The organism is Streptomyces sp. NPDC107654 (assembly GCF_055639035.1).
On the sequence record NZ_JBVKBI010000018.1, the window covers coordinates 82,574 to 105,863 of the forward strand.

General features: G+C 71.7%; 29 protein-coding genes. 22 read left to right on the forward strand and 7 right to left on the reverse strand.

All coding sequences use genetic code 11. From position 1 onward, the window contains the following. Positions 1 to 4 precede the first annotated feature (4 nt). Both ACZ7N4_RS27605 and ACZ7N4_RS27610 read right to left on the reverse strand, forming a co-directional pair. Positions 5 to 3,718, reverse strand: coding sequence for an AfsR/SARP family transcriptional regulator (locus ACZ7N4_RS27605; RefSeq protein WP_471362764.1), 3,714 nt, complete (start codon positions 3,716 to 3,718; stop codon positions 5 to 7). A gap of 457 nt (positions 3,719 to 4,175) precedes the next feature. Then, a complete protein-coding gene (locus ACZ7N4_RS27610; RefSeq protein ID WP_471362767.1) occupies positions 4,176 to 5,069 on the reverse strand; it encodes a glycosyltransferase family 2 protein in 894 nt (297 codons plus the stop codon). 564 nt (positions 5,070 to 5,633) lie between these two features. On the opposite strand from ACZ7N4_RS27610, the gene ACZ7N4_RS27615 reads away from it, so the two are divergent. The 21 genes from ACZ7N4_RS27615 to ACZ7N4_RS27715 all read left to right on the forward strand — a co-directional run bounded on the left by ACZ7N4_RS27615 (position 5,634) and on the right by ACZ7N4_RS27715 (position 16,156). Beyond that, positions 5,634 to 6,029 carry a hypothetical protein gene (locus tag ACZ7N4_RS27615; RefSeq protein WP_471362770.1) on the forward strand — a complete coding sequence of 132 codons (396 nt, stop codon included), beginning with the start codon at positions 5,634 to 5,636 and terminating at the stop codon, positions 6,027 to 6,029. Beyond that, complete coding sequence (locus ACZ7N4_RS27620; protein ID WP_471362772.1) at positions 6,026 to 6,253, forward strand: hypothetical protein; 228 nt, start codon at positions 6,026 to 6,028, stop codon at positions 6,251 to 6,253. The genes ACZ7N4_RS27615 and ACZ7N4_RS27620 overlap by 4 nt, the downstream gene beginning before the upstream one ends. Then, positions 6,250 to 6,603: a hypothetical protein gene (locus ACZ7N4_RS27625; RefSeq protein ID WP_471362775.1), complete on the forward strand. Its 354-nt coding sequence runs from the start codon at positions 6,250 to 6,252 to the stop codon at positions 6,601 to 6,603. Before ACZ7N4_RS27620 ends, ACZ7N4_RS27625 begins: the two co-directional genes overlap by 4 nt. Then, positions 6,600 to 7,052 carry a hypothetical protein gene (locus ACZ7N4_RS27630; protein ID WP_471362777.1) on the forward strand — a complete coding sequence of 151 codons (453 nt, stop codon included), beginning with the start codon at positions 6,600 to 6,602 and terminating at the stop codon, positions 7,050 to 7,052. The genes ACZ7N4_RS27625 and ACZ7N4_RS27630 overlap by 4 nt, the downstream gene beginning before the upstream one ends. Continuing rightward, positions 7,049 to 7,417, forward strand: a complete 369-nt coding sequence (locus ACZ7N4_RS27635; protein ID WP_471362780.1) for a DUF6907 domain-containing protein — start codon at positions 7,049 to 7,051, stop codon at positions 7,415 to 7,417. The genes ACZ7N4_RS27630 and ACZ7N4_RS27635 overlap by 4 nt, the downstream gene beginning before the upstream one ends. Then, positions 7,414 to 7,614 (forward strand): hypothetical protein, encoded by a 201-nt coding sequence (locus tag ACZ7N4_RS27640; RefSeq protein ID WP_471362783.1) that lies wholly within the window; start codon positions 7,414 to 7,416, stop codon positions 7,612 to 7,614. Before ACZ7N4_RS27635 ends, ACZ7N4_RS27640 begins: the two co-directional genes overlap by 4 nt. Beyond that, positions 7,604 to 7,846 carry a hypothetical protein gene (locus ACZ7N4_RS27645; protein ID WP_471362786.1) on the forward strand — a complete coding sequence of 81 codons (243 nt, stop codon included), beginning with the start codon at positions 7,604 to 7,606 and terminating at the stop codon, positions 7,844 to 7,846. Before ACZ7N4_RS27640 ends, ACZ7N4_RS27645 begins: the two co-directional genes overlap by 11 nt. Further along, a complete protein-coding gene (locus ACZ7N4_RS27650) occupies positions 7,843 to 8,976 on the forward strand; it encodes a hypothetical protein (RefSeq protein ID WP_471362789.1) in 1,134 nt (377 codons plus the stop codon). The genes ACZ7N4_RS27645 and ACZ7N4_RS27650 overlap by 4 nt, the downstream gene beginning before the upstream one ends. Further along, positions 8,976 to 9,149: a hypothetical protein gene (locus ACZ7N4_RS27655; protein WP_471362792.1), complete on the forward strand. Its 174-nt coding sequence runs from the start codon at positions 8,976 to 8,978 to the stop codon at positions 9,147 to 9,149. Before ACZ7N4_RS27650 ends, ACZ7N4_RS27655 begins: the two co-directional genes overlap by 1 nt. Beyond that, positions 9,146 to 9,454: a hypothetical protein gene (locus tag ACZ7N4_RS27660; protein WP_471362795.1), complete on the forward strand. Its 309-nt coding sequence runs from the start codon at positions 9,146 to 9,148 to the stop codon at positions 9,452 to 9,454. Before ACZ7N4_RS27655 ends, ACZ7N4_RS27660 begins: the two co-directional genes overlap by 4 nt. A 2-nt stretch (positions 9,455 to 9,456) precedes the next feature. Then, the gene (locus ACZ7N4_RS27665; protein WP_471362797.1) at positions 9,457 to 9,612 is read left to right on the forward strand and encodes a hypothetical protein; all 156 of its coding nucleotides are present in this window, start codon (positions 9,457 to 9,459) and stop codon (positions 9,610 to 9,612) included. A 2-nt stretch (positions 9,613 to 9,614) separates the two neighbouring features. Next, positions 9,615 to 9,785 (forward strand): pRL2-8, encoded by a 171-nt coding sequence (locus tag ACZ7N4_RS27670; protein WP_471362799.1) that lies wholly within the window; start codon positions 9,615 to 9,617, stop codon positions 9,783 to 9,785. 81 nt (positions 9,786 to 9,866) lie between these two features. Further along, the gene (locus ACZ7N4_RS27675) at positions 9,867 to 10,076 is read left to right on the forward strand and encodes a hypothetical protein (protein WP_471362802.1); all 210 of its coding nucleotides are present in this window, start codon (positions 9,867 to 9,869) and stop codon (positions 10,074 to 10,076) included. Between the two features lie 3 nt (positions 10,077 to 10,079). Then, positions 10,080 to 10,265 (forward strand): hypothetical protein, encoded by a 186-nt coding sequence (locus ACZ7N4_RS27680; RefSeq protein ID WP_471362803.1) that lies wholly within the window; start codon positions 10,080 to 10,082, stop codon positions 10,263 to 10,265. Between the two features lie 86 nt (positions 10,266 to 10,351). Beyond that, a complete protein-coding gene (locus tag ACZ7N4_RS27685; protein ID WP_471362806.1) occupies positions 10,352 to 12,430 on the forward strand; it encodes a cell division protein FtsK in 2,079 nt (692 codons plus the stop codon). A 488-nt stretch (positions 12,431 to 12,918) separates the two neighbouring features. After that, on the forward strand, positions 12,919 to 13,059 hold the full coding sequence (locus ACZ7N4_RS27690; protein ID WP_471362808.1) for a hypothetical protein: 141 nt from the start codon (positions 12,919 to 12,921) through the stop codon (positions 13,057 to 13,059). 116 nt (positions 13,060 to 13,175) lie between these two features. Then, the gene (locus ACZ7N4_RS27695; protein ID WP_471362809.1) at positions 13,176 to 13,559 is read left to right on the forward strand and encodes a hypothetical protein; all 384 of its coding nucleotides are present in this window, start codon (positions 13,176 to 13,178) and stop codon (positions 13,557 to 13,559) included. Positions 13,560 to 13,680: 121 nt separating this feature from the next. Further along, positions 13,681 to 14,421 carry a DUF6879 family protein gene (locus tag ACZ7N4_RS27700; RefSeq protein WP_471362812.1) on the forward strand — a complete coding sequence of 247 codons (741 nt, stop codon included), beginning with the start codon at positions 13,681 to 13,683 and terminating at the stop codon, positions 14,419 to 14,421. After that, positions 14,418 to 15,266 (forward strand): helix-turn-helix domain-containing protein, encoded by an 849-nt coding sequence (locus tag ACZ7N4_RS27705; RefSeq protein ID WP_471362815.1) that lies wholly within the window; start codon positions 14,418 to 14,420, stop codon positions 15,264 to 15,266. The genes ACZ7N4_RS27700 and ACZ7N4_RS27705 overlap by 4 nt, the downstream gene beginning before the upstream one ends. A gap of 87 nt (positions 15,267 to 15,353) precedes the next feature. Next, positions 15,354 to 15,815 (forward strand): hypothetical protein, encoded by a 462-nt coding sequence (locus ACZ7N4_RS27710; RefSeq protein WP_471362817.1) that lies wholly within the window; start codon positions 15,354 to 15,356, stop codon positions 15,813 to 15,815. Continuing rightward, positions 15,812 to 16,156 carry a hypothetical protein gene (locus ACZ7N4_RS27715; RefSeq protein ID WP_471362820.1) on the forward strand — a complete coding sequence of 115 codons (345 nt, stop codon included), beginning with the start codon at positions 15,812 to 15,814 and terminating at the stop codon, positions 16,154 to 16,156. The genes ACZ7N4_RS27710 and ACZ7N4_RS27715 overlap by 4 nt, the downstream gene beginning before the upstream one ends. A gap of 386 nt (positions 16,157 to 16,542) precedes the next feature. Here the strand turns inward: ACZ7N4_RS27715 and ACZ7N4_RS27720 are convergent, their stop codons facing one another. From ACZ7N4_RS27720 to ACZ7N4_RS27730, 3 genes are read right to left on the reverse strand one after another with little or no spacing between them, the layout of a single operon-like run. Then, positions 16,543 to 17,070 carry a hypothetical protein gene (locus ACZ7N4_RS27720; protein ID WP_471362823.1) on the reverse strand — a complete coding sequence of 176 codons (528 nt, stop codon included), beginning with the start codon at positions 17,068 to 17,070 and terminating at the stop codon, positions 16,543 to 16,545. A 17-nt stretch (positions 17,071 to 17,087) separates the two neighbouring features. Continuing rightward, the gene (locus tag ACZ7N4_RS27725; protein WP_471362825.1) at positions 17,088 to 21,467 is read right to left on the reverse strand and encodes a phage tail protein; all 4,380 of its coding nucleotides are present in this window, start codon (positions 21,465 to 21,467) and stop codon (positions 17,088 to 17,090) included. A gap of 1 nt (position 21,468) precedes the next feature. Continuing rightward, positions 21,469 to 21,690 carry a helix-turn-helix transcriptional regulator gene (locus ACZ7N4_RS27730; protein ID WP_171158545.1) on the reverse strand — a complete coding sequence of 74 codons (222 nt, stop codon included), beginning with the start codon at positions 21,688 to 21,690 and terminating at the stop codon, positions 21,469 to 21,471. Positions 21,691 to 21,996: 306 nt separating this feature from the next. Here ACZ7N4_RS27730 and ACZ7N4_RS27735 point away from each other — a divergent pair, with 306 nt between their 5' ends. Further along, the gene (locus ACZ7N4_RS27735; RefSeq protein ID WP_471362828.1) at positions 21,997 to 22,293 is read left to right on the forward strand and encodes a hypothetical protein; all 297 of its coding nucleotides are present in this window, start codon (positions 21,997 to 21,999) and stop codon (positions 22,291 to 22,293) included. A gap of 124 nt (positions 22,294 to 22,417) precedes the next feature. Here ACZ7N4_RS27735 and ACZ7N4_RS27740 read toward each other — a convergent pair whose 3' ends face one another. After that, positions 22,418 to 22,804 (reverse strand): hypothetical protein, encoded by a 387-nt coding sequence (locus ACZ7N4_RS27740; protein WP_471362831.1) that lies wholly within the window; start codon positions 22,802 to 22,804, stop codon positions 22,418 to 22,420. A 71-nt stretch (positions 22,805 to 22,875) separates the two neighbouring features. Then, positions 22,876 to 23,253 (reverse strand): hypothetical protein, encoded by a 378-nt coding sequence (locus tag ACZ7N4_RS27745; protein ID WP_471362834.1) that lies wholly within the window; start codon positions 23,251 to 23,253, stop codon positions 22,876 to 22,878. Positions 23,254 to 23,290 lie beyond the last annotated feature (37 nt).

Here is a 23,290-nt window from a genome sequence, read left to right on the forward strand (position 1 = left end):
CTGGTCAGCCCTCCAGAAGCTCCAGGAGCTCGGCCAGCACCGCTTGCTCGTCCGTGCCGCCCAGAGCCTCGCGGGCCGCGCGCCAGGCGTCGTACGCCTCCGTCCGCCGCCCCTGCTCGCGCAGCAGCAGACCGTGCTGGTGCAGGGCCAGCCCGCCCATGTAGCGGTCGGCGCGGGCGTCGGCCCGGCGCAGCAGCTCGGCGCACTCGCCGGCCGCCCGGCCGGTCTCCCCCAGCTGCCGCAGCGCGCGGACCAGGCCGAGCCGGGTCTGGGACTCGCCGTGCCAGTCGCCGTGGCCGCCCAGGATGCGCAGGCTCTCCTCGAAGTGCCGGGCCGCCGCGTCCGGTTCACCGAGGGTGAGATGGGCGTAGCCGATGTTGCAGTGCGCCGAGTGCTGGACGATGACCGCGCCGATCGCGTCCCCGATCGCCAGCGAGCGCCGGTGCTGCTCGATGGCGGCGCGCGGGTCGGTGTGCTCGTAGAGGTTGCCGAGGTGGCTGCGGGTGACGGCCTCGCCGTAGGGGTCGTTCAGCAGCCGCGAGTAGGCGAGACTCTGCCGCAGTGCCCTGCCCGACTCCTCGAACCGGCCGAGTCCCTCCAGCAGCAACCCGCGGTTATTCAGGCAGCGTCGTATCCGGGAGGCCCTGCCCAGCCGCTCCCAGATCCGCAGGGCCTGGTCGGTGAGGGCGAGGGCGTCGTTCTGCCGGCCGTTCAGGAAGTGCAGGCCCGCCAGGTCACCGAGGGCGTACGCCTCGGCCGCCGGGTCCCCCAGCCGCCGCGCCGCACCGAGCGCGGCCCGCCCCAGCACCTCCATCTCCGCGACCCGGCCGCTGCGCTGCACATAGGGGAACAGCAGCCGTACGAGCGCCGAGAGAGGGGCGGCCGTGCGCGGGTCGCCGGTCCCCGCGTTCCGTTCCACCAGCGCGACGACGTTCTCCAGCTCCACCTCACCCCAGGCGAAGGCCTCCTCGGCCGATTCGAAGGGCGCCAGCGCGGCCACGTCCGCCGCGTGCCCCTCCGGCTGCGCCTCGGTCGCCCGCCGCCGGTCGTCCTGATCGAGCCCGGGCTCCACGACCGCGGTCAACACCCGCTCGGCCACGGCGGCGTACCAGCACAGGGCGGTGAGGTCCGGTGCGCCCGGATCCCCCGGCGCACCGGCCGGACCCGTGGCCTTCCGTGAACCATGGGCGCTTTCGGCACGCTTGGGGTTGGGGGGGTTCCGGGGATCCTCGGGGGTCTCGGGGCCTTCGGGGTCCGCGGGGTCCTCCGGTTCCTGGGGGTGCTGGGGGTGCTGGGGGTTCTTGAGGTCCTCAGTGCCCTGGTCGTCCTTGGCGCCCTGGTGGTCCTGGCGGTCCTGGCGGTCCTGGCGGTCCTGGTGGTCCCTGGCGTCCTGGGCGTCCGCCAGTTCGCGGGCGAAGTCGCGGACCAGGTCGTGGGGTGCATAGCGGCCGTACGCCGTCTCCTCAAGGAGGGCGACGTCGACCAGGCGGTCCAGGGCGGCCTCGGCGCGGCGCTCGTCGGTGCCGGTGAGGCGGGCGACCAGCGGGGCGCCGTAGGTCGGCAGGTCGAGCGCGCCGATGTGGCGCAGCGCGAGGGCCGCGTCCCGGTCGGCCTCACGCTCGGCGGCGGCGAGCGCGTCGTGGGCGACGGCCAGGGAGCGGCGGACGCTCAGGTCGTCGTACTCCAGGTGGCGCAGCCGGCCGCCGGTCTCGGCGAGTTGACCGGCGAGGACGTCGGGAGTGAGGGCACGGCGGGCGGCCAGCCGGGCGGCGACCACGCGCAGGGCCAGCGGGAGCCGGCCGGTCAGCTCGACCAGCGGGTGGCCGGAGTCCAGCCCCGCGCGCCCGCTCACCGCGCGCAGCAGGGCCGCGCTGTCCTCGCCGGTCAGCGGGGAGAGCGGGAAGCGCCGGGCGCCGTCGAGCGCGGTGAGGGGCGAGCGGCTGGTGACGATCACCGCGCAGCCGGGACCGGCCGGCAGCAGGGGCCGTACCTGGGCGGCGTTCGCCGCGTCGTCCAGCACCAGCAGGATGCGGGCGGGCGCCAGCAGCGAGCGGAGCAACGCGGCGGCGGCATCCGGGTGTTCCGGGATGGTGCGGGGATCGGCGCCCAGGTCGCGCAGCAGCGCGGCGAGCGCCTGCGTGGTGGTGAGCGGGGTCATGCCGGGGGTGGCGCCGTGCAGGTTGACGTAGAGCTGCCCGTCAGTGAAACGTTCCCTCATCTCATGGGCCACATGCAGGGCCAACGCGCTCTTGCCGACGCCGGCCATACCGCTGATCACCACGACGGCAGGGGCCGGAACGGCCGGCTCGGCCAGCGCCCGCCACAGCTCCCGGCGTACGTCGGCACGGCCGGTGAAGTGGGCAGGAGGGGCGGGAAGTTGGGCCGGGCGAGGGATTCGCCGTGCGATCGGCTGGTCAGGGTCCGGAGCGGGGGCGGGGGCCGCCGGGGAGGCGGAGGTCTCGGGGGGTGTGAGGGTCTCGGAGGACGAGAGGGAAGTGGGGGACGTAGGCGACGCTGACGGTGCGGGCGTCTCCGGGGACGCGGGGTCACCGGTGGCGGGGGTCCCCGCGATGGCGGCGGAGCGGTCGGCGTCCTGCTGCGGCTGCCCGTTCTGTTGAGGCTGGTCGCCCTGCCGCGACCGCTCGCCCTGCCGCGGCGACCGCTCGTCCTGCCGCGACCGCTCGTTCTGCCAGGGCTGTCGGCCCCAGCCCGGCTGTGCGCCCTGCCCCTGCCCCTGCCGCCGGCCGTCCCGATCGGCCGGGTACGGAGCGCCGTACTCCTCGTCCCGCCGCCCGACGCCGCTGTCCCGCAGCACCTCGACATGGGCCTCGCGGACCGCCGGGCCGGGTTCGATGCCGAGCTCCTCCACCAGACGGGCGCGCAGGTCGCGGTGGACGGCGAGGGCCTCGGCCTGGCGGCCGGTGCGGTGCAGGGCGAGCATCAGCTGGCGGTGGTACGCCTCGCGCAGCGGATACTCCGCCACCAGGGCGGCAAGTTCGGGAATGAGCGCGGCCAGGCGGGCGCCGCCGTAGGCGAGTTCGGCGTCGTACCGCCACTCCAGCAGGAGCAGCCGGGCCTCCTCCAGGCGTTGCACGAGGGCGTAGCCGCCGATGTCGGCGGGGAGCCCGCTGAGCGGGGTGCCGCGCCAGAGCTCGAGCGCGTCGGCGCAGGCCCGCACGACGCCCGCCCAGTCGCGCCGGGCGTGCGCGGACCGTGCCTCGGCGACCCGGGCGTCGAAGACGTGCACGTCCAGCTCCCCGTGGTCGACCCGCAGGACGTAGCCCGGCGGTACGGCCTTGAGCCGCTCGGGGTCGTCCAGGAGCCGGCGCAGCCGGGTGACGTGGTTGTGCAGGGAGGCCTGCGCGGAGACGGGCGGTGCGCCGCCCCACAGCGCGTCCTTCAAGGCCTCGACCGACACGACTCGGCCGGGTTCCAGCAGGAGGCTGGCGAGCAGGGCGCGGACCTTGGGGCTGCCGATGGCCCGGAGGCCGTGATCGGGGCTGTCGTCGGCGGTCCTGCGGGGACCCCGGGAAGAGGTGCCCCCGGCGTGACCGGGGGCCGAGACGGCGGGGCCTTCGGCGTCACCGGCGGTCTCTGTGGAGGCGCCTTCGATGTCGCCGGCGGTCCCGGGGGAGGTGTCGTACGAGATCTCGTACGACGGTCGGTCGTAGAGGACCGGCGGTCCCAGCAGTCCGAAGCGCAGTTCGCACCGCCGCATCACGCCGCTCCACTGCCTTCCCGCACGGCCGGGGCCGACCGCGCTCCGCGGGCGGGCGGGTGCCCACCGTCGCCTGGCGGAAATCCGCCCTGTCCTGGACGGTTTCCCGCCACTTTCCGCCGGTCGGCCGACCATCGATCGGCACCGGAATTCGCCGGTCCGGACGGGCTCTTGGCGATGTCGCCGGATGACTTCCGGCCAACCGCTCCGCTGCCTGCCGACGAACCGTTGGCCACATGTTAGCGATCCGTTGGCGAATCCTGATGTGATCATTCCATCGGATCTGGCCCGACGGCGCGCGCGTACGACGCGTAACTCGGGGGAGTGTCGCCGCAGGCTGGGTCCGGGGACGATCAGGGCCCCGGCCGGCGGAGGTGAACGACCGGGGCCCCGTCCCGTTTTCTCCGCTCCCCGTTCCCCGCTCTCCTCCCTCTGCCGCGGCACGCCACCGCGCGGCTCAGATCACCGGCGGGCGCCCCAGCCGGGTCAGTCGCCAGACCGTCCGCCAGCGCATCGGCCGCCGTTCCCCGGCCGGTTCCCGCAGCCCCTCGGCGAATCCGCCGAACCACGCCTTGAGCCCCGGAAGCGAGCGGGTGCGGGCGAGGGTGAGGAGCGTCCACAGCCCAAGGTGCACCGGGATGAGCGGCAGCGGCAGCCGGCGCCGGACGAGCCAGACGCGGTTGCGGGCGTTGACCCGGTAGTAGATGGCGTGGCGGGCCGGGGAGGTCTTGGGGTGCCGGAGGAGCAGCTCGGGGGCGTAAAGGATCTTCCAGCCTGCGTCGGCGGGCCGCCAGGCGAGGTCGGTCTCCTCGTGAGCGAAGAAGAACTCGGCGGGCCAGTCCCCGGTCTCGGCGAGCATCGCCATGCGCAGGGCGTGCCCGCCACCGAGGAAGCCGGTGACGTGACCGCCGCGCATCGGGTCGGACTTGCCCACGCGGGGCACGTGCCGCTGCTGGGTCTCGCCGTGCTCGTCGGCGATGCGGAAGCCGACGATGCCGAGGCGTGGATCGGCGGCGTACAGGTCCCTTACGCGCCGCAGCACATCGGCGTCGACGAGCAGCCCGTCGTCGTCCAGCTCCACGACGACGTCGACGTCCCCGAACTCCCGCAGCCGGGCGAGCGCGACGTTCCGGCCGCCCGGGCAGCCGAGGTTCTCCTCCACGTCGATGGTGGTGACCTCGCCGGGCAGGGAGAGCCGGCGGGCGAACTCGGGCAGCCGGCAGCCGTTGCCGACGATCACGATCCGGGCGGGGGCGAGGTCCTGCTTGGCCACGGACTCCAGCAGCGCGTCGACCTCGGCGGGCCGGTTGCCCATGGTCACCACCGCGACCGCGATCCTCGGCTCCACCACGTGCCTCATCCCCATCCGGCCGGCGAGGCAACGCGCGCCGACCGCACGCTGCCCGCTGTTCACCAAGATGTTGCCTCAGGTCCGCAGGTTCGCCGTACGGGGAACTCCGTACGGGAAATCGAGACCACGGCCAGCCGCCCTGCCCGTTCCCGGCACCGCCACCGTGTCCACTGAACGACAAAACCCCAGGTCAGACGAGGTCTGCCCTGGGGTCCCAGTGGAGCCGCTTTCGGGATTCGAACCCGAGACCTACGCATTACGAGTTTCCTTGATGAGTGGTCGCCCCAGTGCGTCAACGGTCGTAATAGCTGGTCACGCGCCATTTCTCGCGGCGGCGACCGCCCCCGACCGAAGGCGAACCGCAACTAGATCTGCAACTGCGAGGGGTCCGAAGTGAGGCCGCCTCAAGATCGCGAGTGAGTATGTGGCTCCACGTACTTGCGCGACCCCCGGCGGCCCTCTACGATTCGAGTAAGCGACACCGCTTACGCAAGCGGCCCCGCTCGGTGCTACCAACACCGAACGGGGCCTGACGGAACAACCTGACCTAACCAGGAGTCCGCTGTGCCGAACTCTCTCATTCGCCGTGCCCACCGCGCCAACCGGCGCACCCTCCGCGCCGAGCTGCGCCGCCGCTCCGCCGCTCACCGCCTCGCCGCCAGCTGCCGCCGCCGGCCCCGCTCCCTCGCCACCGTGGCCCTCGCCGCGGGCGTCGCGAAGGACACCGCGGCCGGCGTCGCCAACGGCCTGCGCTCGGTCGCGAAGCGTCTCGGCCTCACCCCGGCCGCCACCGCACGCACCCGCCGCACCGTCGCCGGTGGCCGCGCCCACCGCACCCACACCGTGACCCGCTGGACCCTCGTCCAGGTCGCCCGCCTCGTCGCCGCCTACCGGCCGCGGAAGGCCGAGTACGTCGTCGCCGTCGCGCTCCTCGCCGCGTTCGCCGGCGGTGCCCGGTGACCGAGTCCACCGTCGTGGCGGCCCGCATCGTGCGGGCCGCCCCCGGCCGCCGCGCCGGCGACATCTACATGGCCGCCGCCACCGCCGACCACCGCGCCCACTGCACCCGGTGTCGCGAGCTGCACGAGGCGGAGGAAGCCCGCATTGCGGAGTACGGGGAGTCCATCCGGCGCCGCGACCGTATCCAGCTCGGCCTCCGTCTCACCACGGAGGTGACCCGGTGACCGACCTCTCCACGGCGCCCACCACTCGGGTGGGCGCCCTGCCCCCGTCGGCCGTCAGCCTGCTGACCGTCGTCCTGGAAGCCATCGACCTGCCCTACCCGGCCTGCACGGGCGGGCAGGAGGCCCACGACCGGATCCTCAACGAGCGCGTCATGCACGCCAAGCTGGCGCTGCGCAGCGTCCTCGACGACAACTCGCTCGGCCTCGACTGGGACGCCAACTACCTGCGGGAGAAGCTGGCCCAGCACCCCGTGCAGGGCTACGTCACCACCGAGCAGGCCAAGGCCGCGATGGCCGAGGGCAAGTCCTGGACCGAGGCCGTCGCCCTCCCCACCGGGGAGGACCAATGAGCGACGTCCGCAAGCCCCAGTACGGGGCGGCCGCCGACCACGTCCGCGACCAGCTGGTCGCCCCGTCGGAGCCCACCGACCTTGAGGTCGCCATCAGCGTCGGCCAGCAGCTGCTTGGCAGCGACAGCCTGATGTCCGTCCGCGAGGCGCTGCGCCTGCTGCTGCGGGCCCTCGGCGCCGAGCCCGGCAACGAGCGGCAGGCCGGCCCACGCTGCCCGGCCGCCCACCCCGAAGACCCGAGCGCGTGCAGCGGCCCGGTCGTCGTCACCATCCTCGACCAGGCGAACGCGGGCGCGGACGGCTGCGAGCACCACGCCGTGCGGCTGCTGGCCTCCCTCACCGACGGCCGCCCGGTCGCCAAGCCGGACGCCCCCGACGGGATCGCCCTGCGGGTCTTCCGCGCCGCTGGCCGCACCCGGCCGTTCGCGTGGCGGGAGGCTGGCCAGTGAGCACCCCGCGCACCGTCACGCTGCAGACCCTCGACCACGGCCCGGTCACCCTCCCCGAACCCGACTGGTGCGAGGGGCACGCCGACCACCAGCCCGTGGCCCGGGTCGACCTCAACCACACCGGCCCGGCAACCCCGCTCACCTACCAGGGCCACACCCTGTGGACGGTGCTGCTCAGCCAGTACCCCTACGCCACCCACCCCGCCGACCGGCGCGCGGGCCTGTACGTCGCTCAGGAGGGCCTCGCCCTGACCCTGGACGCGGTCGGCCTGTACAGCCTGGCCGGGGCCATGGACGCGCACGCCGACCAGTTGCGCACGCTGGCCGACCAGTTGGCCGGGCTCCTCGCCGGGGGTTCCCAGTGAGGGCCGGTCACGTCCGCCGGCCGACCGAGGTCGCCGCCCTGCGCGCGGCGGCCCGGTCCGCCCGGCCCCTTCCCCCTGTCCCCGCCCTGATGGCCGCGCTGCTCGAAGCGAACGAGCGCCGCGACCGCGAGGGCGTCTGCCTGGCCGCACACCGTGCAGTGCGCGCCGCCAACCCGGAGGCAATCAGTGAACACTGACCAGACCGTCGTGACCTTCTACTGGCTCGCCACGATCCTCACCGACACCGGCCAGCAGCTCACCACCAGCTCCACGGTGACGGCCGTCCCCGGCGTCCACACCCGCCTGACGACCGTGAACGCCGTCATGGAGAGTCTCAAGCAGAAGCACGGCAACTTCACCGTCCTGTTCCTGGACCTGGCGCCCAACGAGATCAGCACGCCGTCCCGTCCGGAGGTGGGCAAGCAGTGACCAGCACCCGACGAGACCTCAGCTTCGGGCAGACGGCCGTGCTCACCGCCGCCGCGGTCGTCATGGCCGGCGTCGGAAGCTTCGGCGCCTGGGGCACCTACAGCAACGTCGTCTCCGAGTTCCACCGCGCCGCCACCGCCGCCGGTGTCGTCGCCGCGGGCGAGGGCCTCACCCTGATCCTCGCCCTGACCATGCTCGGCCTCACCATGCTCGGCCAGGCCGCACCCGCGGCCGTGCGCGGCGGCCTGTGGCTCGCCCCGGTAACCGCCTGCTTCACCGGGCTGGCCATCGCCGACGACCCCACCGAGGCCGCCGTGTACGCCCTCACCCCGCTCGCCATGAGCGGCGCCGCCGAGGGCCTCGGACTGATCGCCCGCCGCATCGTGGTGTACCGCACCGGCAGGGACGCCGAAGTGGACCGCCGGAACGCCCGCGTCGTCCAGCAGCTGGCGTATCAGCAGGCCCTCGCCACCGGGCACCCCGACGAGGAAGTGCAGCGGGACGCCACCCGCAGGGCCTGGAAGTTGATCGGCCGGGTCGGCGCCGGTGACCCGGGCCTCGCCGAGGGCCTGGTCGAGGTGTCCCGCGAGCGGCTGCGGCAGGGCGCGGATGTGGCGCTGGCCGGCATGCTCGCCGTCGGCCCGGCCGCCACTGCCGCTCCACCGACGGCGCCCCGCCCGGCCTCTGCCACGGAGGCGCTGCGCCGCGAGTTCGCCGCCATGGATCCGGCCGACGCGATCCGCCTTGCAGCTGATGCGCGCCCTGATGCGCCCCCCGCCGAACTCGCCCATCTGCTCGGCACCTACGGCGTCCCCGTCGACCCCGTTGCGGTCGCTCTGGTCCTCGGCGCCCAGCCCCCGACCTACGAGGTAACCCGACCTGATGCGCCCGCGCATCAGCAGGTCAGCGAGCCTGTCAGCGAGCTCCCGGCCGTGAATCTGCAGGGCGCCGTCGAGGAGGCCGCATCAGCCCTCGGCCCCGACGCATCACCCCGCGAGATCGCCGACCACCTGGAGCGGACACGGCGCCTGGTCGTGGACGAGCCGTACATCCGCACCGCCCTGTCCAGGGCCGCCAAGAAGCCGGCGGCCAGCCCCGAGAACGACCCGATGCGAGAGGGATACAACTGATGCGCTGGCTCCTCTTGGGTGCCCTGCTCGGGGTGCTGCTCCTCGTTCCGTCCGCCCTGTCCGTCGTGAGCGTCGTGGCCGCGTGGCTGGTCGGTAACCCGTTCATGATCGCGTTTGGTCTGGGCCTTGTCGTCCGCCCGTACCTGCCCCGGATGCGGAGGTGGGCGCGATGAGCGACGCCCTGGAGAAGGCGGAGGCCGCCGCCCGGGAGGCCGCCGCGAACACGGTCGACGTTGCCCAGATCGTGGCCGCGGTCCTCGCCACCCAGCAGGCCACCCAGCAGCAGGCACCCGTCCCCTCGGCGCTGGCCCGGCCGGAGTTCGACACGAAGAAGTGGGTGGTCATTGGGGGTGTGGTCGTCTCGGTCGGCCTGGTCGGCGCCCTGTTCGCCGTGGCCATCGCGATCGGCGGCGTGTGTGCGACGGCCTGCCTGCTCGTCCTGCGCTCCATGTGGCGCAGCTACCTGAAGGAGAAGTAACCATGCTGGCCCTGCTGATTGCCATCGGGGTTGTCGGTATCGCCTTCGCCCTCGTGAGCGCGGCCCGCCGGGAGCTGCTGGCCAGGGCAGAGTCGACGGCTCATGTGTGCTGCGGTTGTGCACCCTGCCAGCACGCCTGCCACCAGAAGGGGAAGTGACCATGCCCGCGCAGCAGACGCCAGCGGGCCAGTGCCCGCAGTGCTGGCAGCACGCTCACGACAAGTCCATTCACCGCAGGCTCGGCCCGCGCGAGGACTGCCCGCAGTGCGTGGACCACATGCGCAACGGCCACCCCTACATCGTCCCCAAGAAGCCGTCCCGCTGGTGGTGACTTGACCTGCCCTTCCGTCCCCCGCGGCTCGCCCGCGGGGGCGCGGTGGGGCCGGACAGCCCGGCCCATCGAGGAGGAACCGTGAACCGTACCGAGGCCCTGGCCCTTGCCATTGAGGCCGCTGACAAGGCCCGGCTGCTCGCCGCCGACGCCGAGCGCATGGCCGGCCGCTCCGACTACCGCGACCGCGCCCCGATCTACGCCACCACCAGCACGGCATGGGCGGACGCCTCGCAGGCCTACGCCGCCCTCGCCGCTCAGCTGCCCGCCAACGAGACGACGGAGGCGTAACCGATGGCCGCCACACCTCACGACCCGCACAACCTGGGAGAGCTGGCCCGCGTGCTCGCCCTCGGCGTCCGCATCCAGCACCGCGAGGCCCGCGGCAAGTCCACCAAGGCCCTTGAGCGGCGCGTCGAGCGCATCCGCGAGGAAGCGCAGAAGCGCGAGGACCAGCGCGGCAAGGGCCACAAGAAGTAGCTACGCCACGGGGCGGCCGTCACCCGGCCAAGGAAGCCGGCCGCCCCGTGCACCCCGTCCCTCTTGAGAGACAAGGAACCACCAGGATGACGGACACCCTGATCCCCGCCAACGCCGAGGCCGCGGACACCTCACCCCCGGCCGCCGAAGCGCTGGCACCGCCGGTACCGGTCGACAACCCGAAGCTGCCCGCCCCGGGCGTGGTGGACGAGAAGCGCCGCCCGATCCTGCCTGCGTGGCTGAAGGACCGCACCGAGTTCGCCGTGACCGCGAAGCACGCTGCCAGCCGCGCGGGGTACGCCTCGCTGTACCACGGCGTCCGTCTGCCCTGGTACGCCACCCAGCTCACGGTGATGGCCCCGCGCGGCGCCTGCCGGTTCATCACCGCGACGAACCGGTGGGTGTGGGACCGCGAGGCCGCACCCCTACGCGACCACGCCGTCCGCGCCGAGGACGCAGAGGAGTACATGCGCCTGGCCCGCCTGCGCGGCAGTCGGGTTCGGCTGCGCGGCCTGGTCACGGTCGTGGCCTGCGTGTTCGGCCTCGGCTTCGCCCTGTGGCTGTACGTCATGGCGCCGGCGTTCCTGTGGGTGTTCGCGGCCGGCGGCGTGATGACGCTCGGCTACCTCGGCCAGCAGCCCGACGCCCCGGTCATCGGGCCCGCGGTGATGCGCACCGAGCTGCAGAAGCTCACCGGAACGATCGTGCTGCGTGGCCTGGAGTCCATCGGCAACCCGAAGATCAGCGCCGCCATCAAGAAGGGCGGCGACATGGACGGCATGCGCTTCACCAGCGAGATCGTCCGCGACGGGCCCGGCTACCGCGCAGACCTGGACCTGCCCTACGGCGTCACCCCCGACGACATCATGGAGAAGCGCGAGGCCCTCGCCTCCGGGCTGCGCCGCAAGGTCGGCTGCGTCTGGCCGTCCGGCGACCCCGACGAGCACGAGGGCCGCCTAGTGCTGTGGGTCGGCGACCGACCCATGAACGAGACGACCAAGCCGGCGTGGCCACTGCTCAAGGACGGCCGCGTGGACCTGTTCAAGCCGATCGTCTTCGGCAACGACCAGCGCATGCGGTGGGTCGAGGTAACCCTGATGTTCGCCTCGGTCGTCATCGGCTCCATCCCCCGCATGGGCAAGACGTTCCTGCTGCGCCTGCTCCTGCTGATCTGCGCCCTCGACCCCCGCGCCGCCCTGTACGCGTTCGACCTCAAGGGCACCGGCGACCTCGGCCCGCTGGAACCGATGTGCCACCGCTACCGGTCCGGCGAGGAAGACGAGGACGTCGAGTACATCCTTCACGCCCTGCGCGAGGTCAAAGAGGAGCTGCGCCGCCGCGCAAAGGTGATCCGCAGCCTTCCGCGCTCCCGCTGCCCCGAGTCGAAGGTGACGCCCGAGCTGGCCAGTGACAAGAGCCTCGGCCTGCACCCGATCGCCATCGGCATCGATGAGTGCCAGGTGCTGTTCGAGCACGAGAAGCACGGCGCCGAGATCGAGTCCATCTGCACGGACATCACCAAGCGCGGCCCCGCCCTCGGCATCATCGGCCTGTTCGCCACCCAGCGCCCCGACGCCAAGTCCCTGCCCCCGGGTATCTCCGCCAACGCGGTGCTGCGGTTCTGCCTGAAGGTCATGAACCACCAGGCCAACGACATGGTGCTCGGGACCGGCATGTACAAGTCCGGCATCCGCGCCACCATGTTCAGCCGCCGCGACCTCGGCATCTGCTGGATGGCCGGCGAAGGCGACGACCCCCGCATCGTCGCCTCCGCGTTCGTGGACGCACCCAAGGCCGAGCTGGTTGCCGCCCGCGCCCGCAAGATGCGCGAGGAGTACGGCAACATCACCGGCCACGCCATCGGCGAAGGCCCGGCCAAGACGATGGGCATGGACGTCCTCGGCGACGTCCTCGCCGTCATGGCCCCCGACGAGAAGGCCGTATGGTGCGAGCGCATCGCCGAGCGCCTCGGCCAGCTCCGCCCGGACGTCTACGGCGAGTGGAAGGGCGAGAACGTCACAGCGGCCGTGAAGCCCTGGAGCGTGCGCACCGACCAGGTGTGGGGCACCACCGACGACGGCGAGGGCAAGAATCGGCGCGGCATCAAGCGCGCCGACGTGGTCGCCGCCGTCACCCGCCGTGAAGCCGACAGGCTCGCCGCCTGACCCGCCCGCAGCCGCTAGACCTAGCACCCCCGCTTGCTAGGTCTAGCACCCCCGCTAGCAGCCATACCGGCCCCTGAGCAGGCACCTAGCGCCTAGCAGGGGCATCCCGGGAAACGGGAAACAGACAGGATCCGAGGGGAAGAGACGTCATGCTGATCGCTATGGCCGCGCTGCTGTTCTGGCTCGGCGGCTACGCAGTGTTGTGCGCGGTCCGGCCGTTCGCCCCATGCCGTCGATGCCGCAGCGCGGGCGAGGTCGAGCGGTTCGGGAAGCCGCGCACGTGCCCGCGCTGCCACGGTCGCCGCCTCCGGCTCCGCGTCGGCCGGCGCGCCCACAACGCCTGGCGGCGCACGCACGAGGCGGGCACGCGCTGACGCGGTGGCAGGCACGGAGCGGACCGCGACATGCGAAGGATTCTTGGAGCCCCTGCTGTCCGGGTGCCGCTCCCTGACGGTAGAGGGTGGAGCAACCATCGGAAGGAGAGACTCATGACCGACTCCAGCAACACCGTCGAGGCCTGCGCCTGCGGCGGCTACCGCGTCATCACCCCGGCCCGCCCCGGCGTCGAGCCCAAGACCGTCCACCACGACGCCAGCGGCACCGAAGCGCCCTGCCCCAAGGGCGCCTGACCGGACTGGCCGCGGCCAGTCCAGGTACCCAGCCCCCGCGTAGCTTCGGCCGCGCGGGGGCTTGCGCATGCTCCCTGCGACTTCCGCGCCGAGCAGGTGACCATCACACTGATTCGATGCCACACAACCTCACCAAGGGCACTCCCGAGCCGCACGCCTTCAAGGGCTACCTCGCCACCGCGACGGTTCACGCAAACCGCGCCGAGATCAAACGCAAGCTGATGGGCAAAGTGACCGGCGCAAAGGACTCCGTCATCACCTTCCGCGACGTGATCAAGGTGGTGTCCAAAGAGCCAACCCGGGCGTGGAACGGATACGTGCATCTCGCTACAGCAGAAGACCACGGACGTCTTGTCGCCGCCACCGCACAGGCCGAGCAGGCCATCGCCAACAACTCCCGCACGATCATGTTCACCTGGAACCAGCGCGAGACCTACGCCGCGTACCTGGCTGCGGTCACCACTGCCGTGAACGCACAGGGCGGCCACCCCCTTGCGTGACGACCCCGATTGCGCGCAACCGTGCCGACCGGTGCCGCGCGCGCAATCTGCTGCAACTGCCCCACGCGCTCCCGCAACTGGAAGCATCCTGGACGTCCCGCCAGTGCAGACGGAGGATTCCATGACGCTCAGGTTCATCGGCACCACCAGCGACGAAGGCGACTGCCCCACCCTGTACGAGATCGAGGGCACCGACGAGTTCCTCGTCCAGGGAGACCGCGAGACCGACCCCGAGCACCTGGTGCAGCTGCGCGACGTGAAGCCGTCCGAGACGTTCGTCCGGGTCCCTCGCAGCCTGCTGACCCGCTATGCGCCGCGCACCCCAGCCCCTGAGCTGCAGCCGTTCGCGGCGATCGCCCACCTGTTCCGCGAGTTCCGCCACACAGCCTGGCGGCTGGAGACCCGCCGCGGATACGCCTCCGACCGGCGCAGCCCGAAGTGGGCACGCTGGCAGGCCGGCGAGGATATCGCCGCCGACCCGGCCAACGCGTGGCGGGAGAACGTCGCCGAGCAGACGGCCGCCGGGAAGCGTTTCGAGCGCGTGCGCCTGCTGGACGACCCGCCCACCGACGGGCAGCGGTTCCTACTCGCGAGCGCGCCGGGCAACGTCGCCGCCGGCGAGGACATCCGCAACCTGACCCGCGCCCAGGCCGAGCAGCTGCGCCTGCCCGACTACGACTTCTGGCTCTTCGACTCGCGCATCGTGGCCCGGTTCGCCTTCGACGCTGACGACACCACCCTGGGCGTGTACGTCACCGAAGACCCCGCCGAGGTCCTGGCCGCCTGCCAGGCCCGGGACGCCGCCTGGCACCACGCTGTGCATACGCAGGAATTCGCGCGGCAGGTAGCTTCGACCGTGTGACCACCGACTTCCAGACGGCCCGTGAAGCCCTCGGTGCGCGGCTGCGCGAGCTGCGCACCGAAGCCGGGCTGGAAGGTAAGGACCTCGCCGCCCGCCTCGGCTGGCAGACCTCGAAGGTCAGCCGCCTGCAGAACGGCAAGCAGACCCCCACCCGCGACGACCTCACCGCGTGGGCCCACGCGCTGGAGCGACCGGACGTGGAGCCGGAGCTGCACGGGCTGCTGGCCGGACTCGACATGAAGCAGCGCAACCGCTCCTGGCGGAAGCAGCTGGCCGGCGGCCACCGCGGCCGTCAGGAGATCGCAGTACGGCTGACCGAGAACACCCAGCAGATCCGCGGCCTGGAAGTCTCCCGCATCCCTGGGCTGTTCCAGACGCCGGAGTACGCGCGCGTCGTCTTCGACTCTCTCGCCGAGTTCCGAGGCATCCCGGCCACGACCGATGCGGCCGTTGAAAAGCGAATGCGCCGGCAGGAAGCCCTGTACGACCCGGCGAAGACGTTCCGGTTCGTCCTGTGCGAGGCCGCCCTGTACCACCGGCCGTGCCCCGTCGACGTGATGGCCGAGCAGCTCGACCGCCTCTACAACCTCGTAGGGCAGAAGCGCATCGAGCTGGGCATCATCCCGTTCGGCGCCCAGCTGCGTCGCACCGCACCACACGCGTTCTGGATCTACGACCGCCGACTGGTCATCGTGGAGACCATCAGCGAAGAACTGTGGCTGACGGGTGACGAGGACGTCCAGCTGTACGAACGGGCGTGGGAGTGGCTCGCCGAGTCCGCCGAGTACGGCGCCCCGGCACGGCGTCTGATCGGCCGTGCACGGGCCTCTCTCGACCTCTCATAGGCAATCAACCGCAACCCCCGCAGCAACTCGCGCAATCCCGCGCAATCGTCACGCAGGTCCGCAACTGGCCCGCCTACGGTCGGCCTCATGGCGACACATACTCCCCTCAACTTGGCGCGCGAGGGACAAGCCTGGCTGTTGTCCTGCGCCCCGGACCCGGCCGCGGTACAGCGCGCGTGGGACGCCGGGCAGCTGGCCGCCATCCCGTCCGGCCCGCACTGGCGGGTCGCCGAGGCATCCCTGTCTCGCTCCCTCGAAGCGTTCCGCCGGATGGATGCCGCCCCGCATGGCCCGGTCCTCGCCGACGTTCATCGCCCGCTGGCTTGGTGGCTGCTTCCTCCGGGCCTCGCCGACGAGTTGGACGACGTTGCCGGCCTCAGGGCGCACCCGGCCGGGTGGGTGCTGGAGTGCCCGTCCGTCGTCCGCTTCCTGGGTGGCAGGTGGTGGGTGGATGCGCCGGACGGCACGGGCCAGCTCACTGACCCGACGCTGCTCGCCGCCGCGTTCGGCCCGGGCGGCTACCGACCCGAAGGTGAGGCGCTCGCATGACGGCTGCCGAGGCCAAGGCTCTGGTTGACATCCCGGCCGATCTCCTGCCGCTCATCCCAGTGCCTCCCCTGGACATCCTGCCCGACGCCAGAGCGCGCGGAGCCGAATGCGTATGGAGTGGCGAGCCCCTGTCCACCGCGACGGCCATCGACCTCGGAGAGCGGCAGGAGAGCGACGGCGCCCACTGGTTTCCCCGGGCCTGCCGGCGCTGCGCTCGGGCCGCCGTGCTCGCCGCGCGCGACCGCCACCACCCTGGCCAGTGTGAGCAGTGCGCGGACGACGCCACTCTCTGTGAGACTCGTCGCGCCCTGCACGCCCTCGCCTTGGAGCTGCGCCGGTGACCGAGGAGCGAAAGTCTTTGGCCACGCGGCGGGCGGAGGCCGCAGAGTCGGGAATGCGGGCGGCCGGCTACTGCGGGCTGGAACACCCCGACGGCAAGGCATGGTGCTCGAAGCCATCGGACCACCCTGGCCGACGGCATGTCGACTACTACAACGGCCGGAAATCCCTGGGGGCTGCCACCGGTACCGAGTGGCACGAATAGGCCCCGTGCCCGGCATGCCGACGCGCCGGGCACGGATGGACTCCAGCGCGGCCCTGACGGCGATCGGGCCAGAAGTTGGGCGCTGGAGACGTGGCCGCCTTCGCCCCCCGTCGAGGGCGGCCACACCACTACGCCCGCCCGTCCCCGGAGCCCCCCAGGCGGTACGGAGACGGGCGGGCATTCTCATCCCTGACCGAGCTGCGGCGGCCACCCCGGCACCGGTATCTGCTCGCTCACGAAGTTCAGCACCCGCCAGCCCGGGCCTTCGTCGTACTGCATCAGCAGAGGCACCGACACGTACGCCTCATCAACCTCGATCTGCCCGCTTGCCGGGATCGGCAGCAACCGCACGAGCATGACGCCAGGGGCGACGAAGTCGGGGTTCACCTTGGTGCCCCACGTGTCCGGGTCGACGGGCAGGCTGCTGGCCGCGCGTGCCTGCCCCCGCTCGAACGGCTGCCACAGCTCGTGCACGACTTCATCGACGGCGAACGCCTCGACCACCTCGTCGCGGTCGTACCCGTCTTCGTTCAGCTCGGCCTGCAAGGGCATGAGCCAGGCCTGGACAATGCAGCGGCGCAGCGTCGGATGAGTGGCCTTCCATGCGGCGCGTATATCCCCATCTACCCAGAAGGCCTGAGCAAAGCGCCAGGCGGCTGCGTTGACCGGCGCTTGGGCGGCGTAGACCTCGAAGTCCTCGTTGTCGTCCATTGGCAGATTGTCTGCCATCAGGCGCGCGCCCGGTCGAACTTGCGCAGCTCCTCCTTCATGGCCGCCACGAGCTGGCGGGCCGTCTGCCGCTGCCCGGACGGGGACGACAGGTCGAAGGTGCCAGTGACGTTGATGGCCTCGATGGTCACGCCACCGCCGGCCCTGCCCGTGGTGACGAGCTGCTCGAACAGCTCCGTCTGCCGCGGGTCGAGGACGCGCTCCGGCTTCCGCGTCTGCTTGACCACCATGGTGGCCCCGTCCGCGAGGAGACCGCCCTGGTCGTACTTCGTGGCTGGCGCGAAGCCCCACTGGCTGGTGAACATCGGGTCGTTGTAGCCGCGGGCGGTCCGGCCGTAGTGGACGCCGCGGCCGCCGCTGGACTCAAAGTTCACCCCTGCCAGCGTGCCGGCGGTGTGGCCGACGCCCGCGTTCGTGATACCGATCATGAACGGACTCTTCAGGTCGCGGACCCAACCCGCTGGCCCGTTGTTCCCCGCGAACGAGCCGGTCGCCCACCGGCGGTGCGGCTTCTCCCCACGGATCACGGACTCGATCGCCGACATGAATCCGCTGCAGTCCCAGCTCGGGTTGCCGTTGCCCGCCCACTGGTACGGCAGCCCGGACTGGCTCTTGGCCCAGGAGAGCGCCCGCTGGACGGCGGGGCCGCCCTTGGCCTTCTTGTCCTCGGTGCCGAGGAAGGACAGCATGCTGTCGAGGGTGTTGTTCGACAGGCCCTTCAGCAGGCTGCCGAAGCCGCCGCCCGGGATGGCATTGACGAGCGGCCGGACCAGGGAGTTGATCGCCTTCCTCGCGGCGGCCTTGAGCCCACCGATGACCAGGTCCTTCGCCCAGTCGAAGGCGCCGCCGAACAGGCCCTTGGCGCCGGAGGTGATGCTGCCGACGATGCCGCCGGACGCGAAGTGCTGCCCGCCGGCCTGCTCCCGTCGGCGTTCCTGCTGCCGGGTGGGATTGCCGCCGGTGCGGGTGGGGTGGTCCTGGCCGAGCATGGCGTCGATGCCGCGGTGCCCGCCGAGCTGTGCGACCTGCTGTTTGGAGAGGATGCGCTCGCCGGGGGTGAGCATGGCGGGCACGGTGTCCGTGTTGCCGGAGCCGGGGACGACGCCGCCCTTGTTGAAGTTGAGGCTGATCGTGGGCAGCGTGAGCTTGGAGGAGATCTTTCCGGCGATCGTGTTCCACATGCTGCGCATGCCGCCGTACACGTTCTTGATGACCCACTTCACGGGAGAAGCGATCTTCGCTTTGATGCCGTCCCAGATCGTGCCGAGCCCGTTCTTCAGGTTCGAGAACGCGGACCGCATGGCCGATGAGAACGCGCTGATCTTTCCGCGGATGGTGGAGAAAATGCTGGAGATCTTGTCGCGGGCGCCGTTCCACAGCGCCGACCACGTGTTGCTGATGGACGTCCTCAGGCTGGAGACGCTGTTCTTCACCCACGACCAGGCGCCCGTCACCGAGCTGCGTAGTCCGCCGTAGAAGCTGTCCCACTTGGAGCGGACGGCGTTCCACAGTCCCTTCCAGGTGTCCACGACCCAGTTCTTCAGGGCCGTGAAGATCTCCTTGGTTTTCGCCCACAGCCGGGAGAACCAGGAGATGATCGCTTTGACGAGGTCGGGAATGATGCTGTGCCCGACGAGGATGTCGTACATCTTCTGGAACGGCTTCACGATGTACTGGTCCAGCAGGTCCAAGGCGCCGGAGAAGAATCCCATCACCGCGTCCCAGGCGCCCTTGACGATGTCCCGGAACGTCTCGGAGTGGGTCCACGCGTAGGCGAATGCGGCAGCCAGACCAGTCAGCGCGAGCACGATCACACCGATCGGGTTCGCCGACATGATCGTGTTGAGGATGCCCTGCACCGTTGCCACCGCGAGCGTGGCCAGCTCCCAGAGCTTCATGCCAGTGACGATCGCGAGGATGCCGGCCGCGATCGATCCGACCAACGTCTGGTGGTCGCCGAGGAACTGGAAGAACGACGTGAGCGGGCCGGAGACCTTGTCGGCGATGCCCGCAATCATTCCGACGAAGGGCGCCGCGATCGGCACGATGTTCTCAAGGGCCGCTCCCACGACGTCGGTCACGACCGACGCGATCGAGTACAGCGAGCTGAAGATCGTGCCGAGGGCATCCTGCATCTCCGGCAGGCCCGTGACGCGGCGCAGCTCGGCGAACGCGTCACCGAGGGTACTGAGCGCGTTGACACCGCTCGATGATGCGGCGTCCATGATGTTGCGGAGCGTGCCGAACGCGTCGGCGATGAGCTGGCCGAACTGCTTGGCCAGATCAACGGCGTGGTCGATGGACCGTTCCAACGCCCCGGACTTGAACGCGTTGGTGATCTTCTGCGAGATCCGGTCGGACGCGTTGGCTGCCGCCGTGGTGAGCCGCTGGAACGCCGGTGAGGCGGCGATGCCAATCTGCGCCAGCGAGGTGATGAACTGGGCAGGGACCTTGGCCAGGGGCTCCAGGCCCTTGTTCAGGCCGTCGAACAGGTCGCGCAGCATGCCGGTCTTGCCCAGCTCGGTGACCGCGCCGGCCGCGTTCTTCGCCATCGTGTTCAGCACACCGGCCGTGCCAACGAGGCCGTCCCGGACCGACGGCAGCGCGGCCGTGGCCATCCGCGTGAAGGCGCTGCCAAGGCCTTGGAACAGCCGCTGCTGCACATCCAGCTTCAGCGCCCGCCACGCGCCCGCCTGGGCAACGACGGCGCTGACGAACTCCCGGGCGGCCGGGGCAAGCTTGGCCATGGCGTCGGCGGTGCGGCTCGTCGCCTGCGCGCCCGACTCCTGCGCCTCGGCGACGTTCCGGGAGGCATCCGCGACGGCCTGCTGCGCGTCCTTGATCTGCCGGGCCCCGTCGACCGCGGCCTGTGTCGCGGCGGCCCGGGCGTCGGCTAGGTCCCGCTCTGCCTTGGCGACCCGCTCCGCGCCGTCCTGCGCTGTGCGGGTCTCCTCGGTGTGTGCGTCCTTCAGCTCCTTGGTCTTGTCCTTGACCTCTTGGGTGGCGTCCCGGACCTTGTCCTTGGCGTCCTTGACCGTCTTGGAGCCCTCGACGCCGGCAGCGTTGGCGTCGGCTGTCTGCTGCTGCAGGCGGGCCGTCTCCGTCTGCTGCTCCTCCAACGCCTGCCTGGCCCGGTCGTACTGCAGCTGCGCCTTGTCGATCTCCTCCTGCGTGGCCTTGGCGCCCTTGGCCTTCACGGCCGCCAGCTCCTGCTCGGCGTCCTGCAGGTCGAGGACCTTCTGCCGCTGGTCCAGCTGCGCGTCCGCCAACCGGTTGTTCAGGTCTTCGAGGTCCTGGGCCGCCTGCTTCCGCGCGGCCGTCAGATCGAGCTGCGCCTGCCGTGCCGCCCGCTGCGCGTCAGCGAGGTCCCGCTCAGCCTGCTCGACCTGCTCGGCCGCATGTCGGTTGGCATCGGCTACATCCCGGATGGTCGACTTCAGGTTCCGCTGCGCATCCTCGATCTGCCGGGCCGCCTGTACGCGCGCCTGAGCGGCGCGCACCTCGGCGTCCTTCACGGCCTGCTGCGCCCGGCCGAGCGACCTCTGTGCGTCCTCCACACGGCGCGTAGCGGCAGCCGCCTGGTTACCGGAGGAGGTGGCTGGCGCGAACTGCTGCTTGAACGCGGCACCGATCCCAGACGTGCCGATCTTGATCGCTGCAAAGGCGCTCGCCAGCGAGAGAATCCCGGGGACCGCCACCGCAGCGGCTGGCCCCATCGCGGCGATGGACTGTACGAGCGAGGACAGCACCGGCATCCCGGCCCCGGCCGCCGCGATGAGTCCGCCGATCCGAGAGGACAGCAGCGCGACCGATGCGGCGCCAGCGGCGCCGACGCCCACGGTCACGGTGCGGTCGCGGGTCAGGAACCGCAGGGCATTCGCGGCGGCCGTGGTGTCAGCACGAACCTGAACCGTCATCATCCGACGGCGGGTGAGGTTCGCGAGATCGTCGGTCGCAACGCGTGTGTCGACGTCGACGCCGATGCGGACCGTGCGGCGCTGGGTCAGGTTGCGGATCGCGTCCGCCGCGCCCCGGGTCTCGGTGATCGCGCGGATGTTGACGACCCGCTCCGCCGTGAGCCGGTCCAGCTGGGCTTGCACGCGCCGGTAGGCGGCATCGGAGATCCTCGGCGCGACCCGCACCTCGACCTCCCCCAGGCGGAGCCGGGCCAGCGCGGTGTCATCGACGCGGACCTTGATGGTCGCGATGCGGTCGCGGGCCAAGCGGTTGAGACGCGCGAGGGCATCCCGGTCATCGACCGCGACACCGACCTTGACCGTGTTCTTCCTGGACTTCAGACGGTCCATCGCGCGGTCATAGGCGCTCTCATCTGCGGTTACTTCGACGTAACCCTCGGCGATGCGGAAGCTGCCGGCCATGTCACGCCACCGCCGATCGGTCGTCGGCGAGCAGGTCGGGCAGGCTCACGCCCACCACGTCGGCCAGCTGGTCGGCGGTGCCGATGCCGGGCTGAGCGACGCCGCGTTCCCAGCGCCATACGGCCCATGGGCTGCGGCCGACCGCGTCGGCGACCTGTTCGGCGGTGAGGCCGGCGGCGTGGCGGGCTGCGCGCAGGCGGGGCCCGGAGAAGGTGCGTGCCATGGGTGCGGCTTCCGTGTGGGCGGCATCGGGTGCAGGACCCCTGTTCGGTGGCCGCCCATCACGGGCCGTCGCCGCAGTGCCGTGCGCCTGGTCCCCGGTCGCCCGTCACGGGCGAGGCATCCGCCTTCGGTTCGTCGGCTGGCACTGGCGTGCGGGTGGTCCTCTACTGGCAGTCTACGCCAGTCGCCCTATGAATCGAAGGTTCAGTTGACCTCTTGCCTTTGATTCCTCGCCGCGCCGATGCTGGGTGCCATGGCATCCACCACTTCACCGCGCTGGGCCCCGCTCCCCCAGGGGTTCGGCGTCATGATCCGCAACGCACGCATCGACGCCGGCCTTTCCCGGGTAGCTCTCGGCGCCGCCCTGCTGGCGTCCGCCGGTACCGTGCAGGGCCTCGAAGAGGAACACCGGCCGCCCTCGGTAACCATCGCCGACAGACTCACGCGCGTGCTCGACCTGGATCCGTGGCGCGCAGCCATCGTGCACGCCGTGGCCGTTGACGACACGGCCCTGCGCAGCCGCCAAGGCACCCCGCACACCCACCCTCGCCGCCCACAACCCGGCGCCGAGACGCGTGCCAAGCACGTGCCATCACCCCCGTAACGCGGCAGGTCAAAGCCCACACACCGCATACCTGATGCGGTTGGAGGTTCTGCCTGCGGAGGCCCCCGGACATGACTGCGCCCGGCCGCCGAGACGACGACCGGGCACATGGTGTGGGCCAGGGTCAGACGATGAACCCGCGCCCTTCCTGCTGCACCTGCCGGTAGGCGTGAGCGACGACCCCGCGGTGCGCCGCCCTCGCCGACCGCCGCTCCGGGTTGTCCGTCGGATCGGCCGGCTGCCCCTCGGTCTCCTCCTCATCTTCACCGTCCTCCGGAACGCTGACGGACTCCCGCTCCGCCCGGGCCCGCCGGTCGTTGTCTGCCGCCCGGCGCCGCAGCTCCTCGTCGGCCCGGGCCTGAGCCAGCGCCCGCTCACCGTAGATTTCGAACGTCTGCCGGCCGCCCGTCTGGCGACTCGGACCCTCCGTCTGGACCTCGCGCTCACGGATCCGCTGGGCGTGCAGGGCCGCGCTCGCACCGACGGGCGGGTTCGGGTTGGGGTTCGTCATGATGCTGTCCCTTCGTGGAGTGATGGCCTGCGGAGGCTCCGCTGGCCTGTGGTTGGTTCGGGCCGCGGAGGTCACAGCCGGTTCCGCTCGACGGCCGCCAGGCCCTGCGCGATCGCACGGGCGGTGGCCTTCCGCACGCGGCTCGGCGACGTGCCCGCCGGGAGACTCAGTCGGACCGTCACCGACCCGTCCGCATTCACCGACGGCCCCGACGGAGCCAGCCGCACCGCTGCCTCATCGGCGGCCGCCAGCATGGCTGCGATGTCGAACGGATCCCGCTGCGCCACCGCTCGCAGCACGGCCAGCTCCCGGTTGAACTCTGGGTCTCTCCGCCACCGGGCGACCGTTCCCGGGCTGACGCCCGCCACCTGGGCCGCGGCCGTGTTGGTGCCGCCGCCGGCCAACTGCAGCAGCGCATCGACCTTGCGACGCACGGGGGTCGTGCTCACTTCGGCGCTCCTTCCCGGGCAGGGCCATCGAGGGTGG

Excerpts from the sequence above, each read along its gene's own strand:
- ACZ7N4_RS27605 (WP_471362764.1), bottom strand. The coding sequence starts at position 3,718 with ATGCGGCGGTGCGAACTGCGCTTCGGACTGCTGGGACCGCCGGTCCTC.
- ACZ7N4_RS27630 (WP_471362777.1), top strand. The coding sequence starts at position 6,600 with ATGAGCGACGTCCGCAAGCCCCAGTACGGGGCGGCCGCCGACCACGTC.
- ACZ7N4_RS27655 (WP_471362792.1), top strand. The coding sequence starts at position 8,976 with ATGCGCTGGCTCCTCTTGGGTGCCCTGCTCGGGGTGCTGCTCCTCGTT.
- ACZ7N4_RS27660 (WP_471362795.1), top strand. The coding sequence starts at position 9,146 with ATGAGCGACGCCCTGGAGAAGGCGGAGGCCGCCGCCCGGGAGGCCGCC.
- ACZ7N4_RS27665 (WP_471362797.1), top strand. The coding sequence starts at position 9,457 with ATGCTGGCCCTGCTGATTGCCATCGGGGTTGTCGGTATCGCCTTCGCC.
- ACZ7N4_RS27670 (WP_471362799.1), top strand. The coding sequence starts at position 9,615 with ATGCCCGCGCAGCAGACGCCAGCGGGCCAGTGCCCGCAGTGCTGGCAG.
- ACZ7N4_RS27680 (WP_471362803.1), top strand. The coding sequence starts at position 10,080 with ATGGCCGCCACACCTCACGACCCGCACAACCTGGGAGAGCTGGCCCGC.
- ACZ7N4_RS27685 (WP_471362806.1), top strand. The coding sequence starts at position 10,352 with ATGACGGACACCCTGATCCCCGCCAACGCCGAGGCCGCGGACACCTCA.
- ACZ7N4_RS27690 (WP_471362808.1), top strand. The coding sequence starts at position 12,919 with ATGACCGACTCCAGCAACACCGTCGAGGCCTGCGCCTGCGGCGGCTAC.
- ACZ7N4_RS27695 (WP_471362809.1), top strand. The coding sequence starts at position 13,176 with ATGCCACACAACCTCACCAAGGGCACTCCCGAGCCGCACGCCTTCAAG.
- ACZ7N4_RS27700 (WP_471362812.1), top strand. The coding sequence starts at position 13,681 with ATGACGCTCAGGTTCATCGGCACCACCAGCGACGAAGGCGACTGCCCC.
- ACZ7N4_RS27710 (WP_471362817.1), top strand. The coding sequence starts at position 15,354 with ATGGCGACACATACTCCCCTCAACTTGGCGCGCGAGGGACAAGCCTGG.
- ACZ7N4_RS27715 (WP_471362820.1), top strand. The coding sequence starts at position 15,812 with ATGACGGCTGCCGAGGCCAAGGCTCTGGTTGACATCCCGGCCGATCTC.
- ACZ7N4_RS27720 (WP_471362823.1), bottom strand. The coding sequence starts at position 17,070 with ATGGACGACAACGAGGACTTCGAGGTCTACGCCGCCCAAGCGCCGGTC.
- ACZ7N4_RS27725 (WP_471362825.1), bottom strand. The coding sequence starts at position 21,467 with ATGGCCGGCAGCTTCCGCATCGCCGAGGGTTACGTCGAAGTAACCGCA.
- ACZ7N4_RS27730 (WP_171158545.1), bottom strand. The coding sequence starts at position 21,690 with ATGGCACGCACCTTCTCCGGGCCCCGCCTGCGCGCAGCCCGCCACGCC.
- ACZ7N4_RS27735 (WP_471362828.1), top strand. The coding sequence starts at position 21,997 with ATGATCCGCAACGCACGCATCGACGCCGGCCTTTCCCGGGTAGCTCTC.
- ACZ7N4_RS27740 (WP_471362831.1), bottom strand. The coding sequence starts at position 22,804 with ATGACGAACCCCAACCCGAACCCGCCCGTCGGTGCGAGCGCGGCCCTG.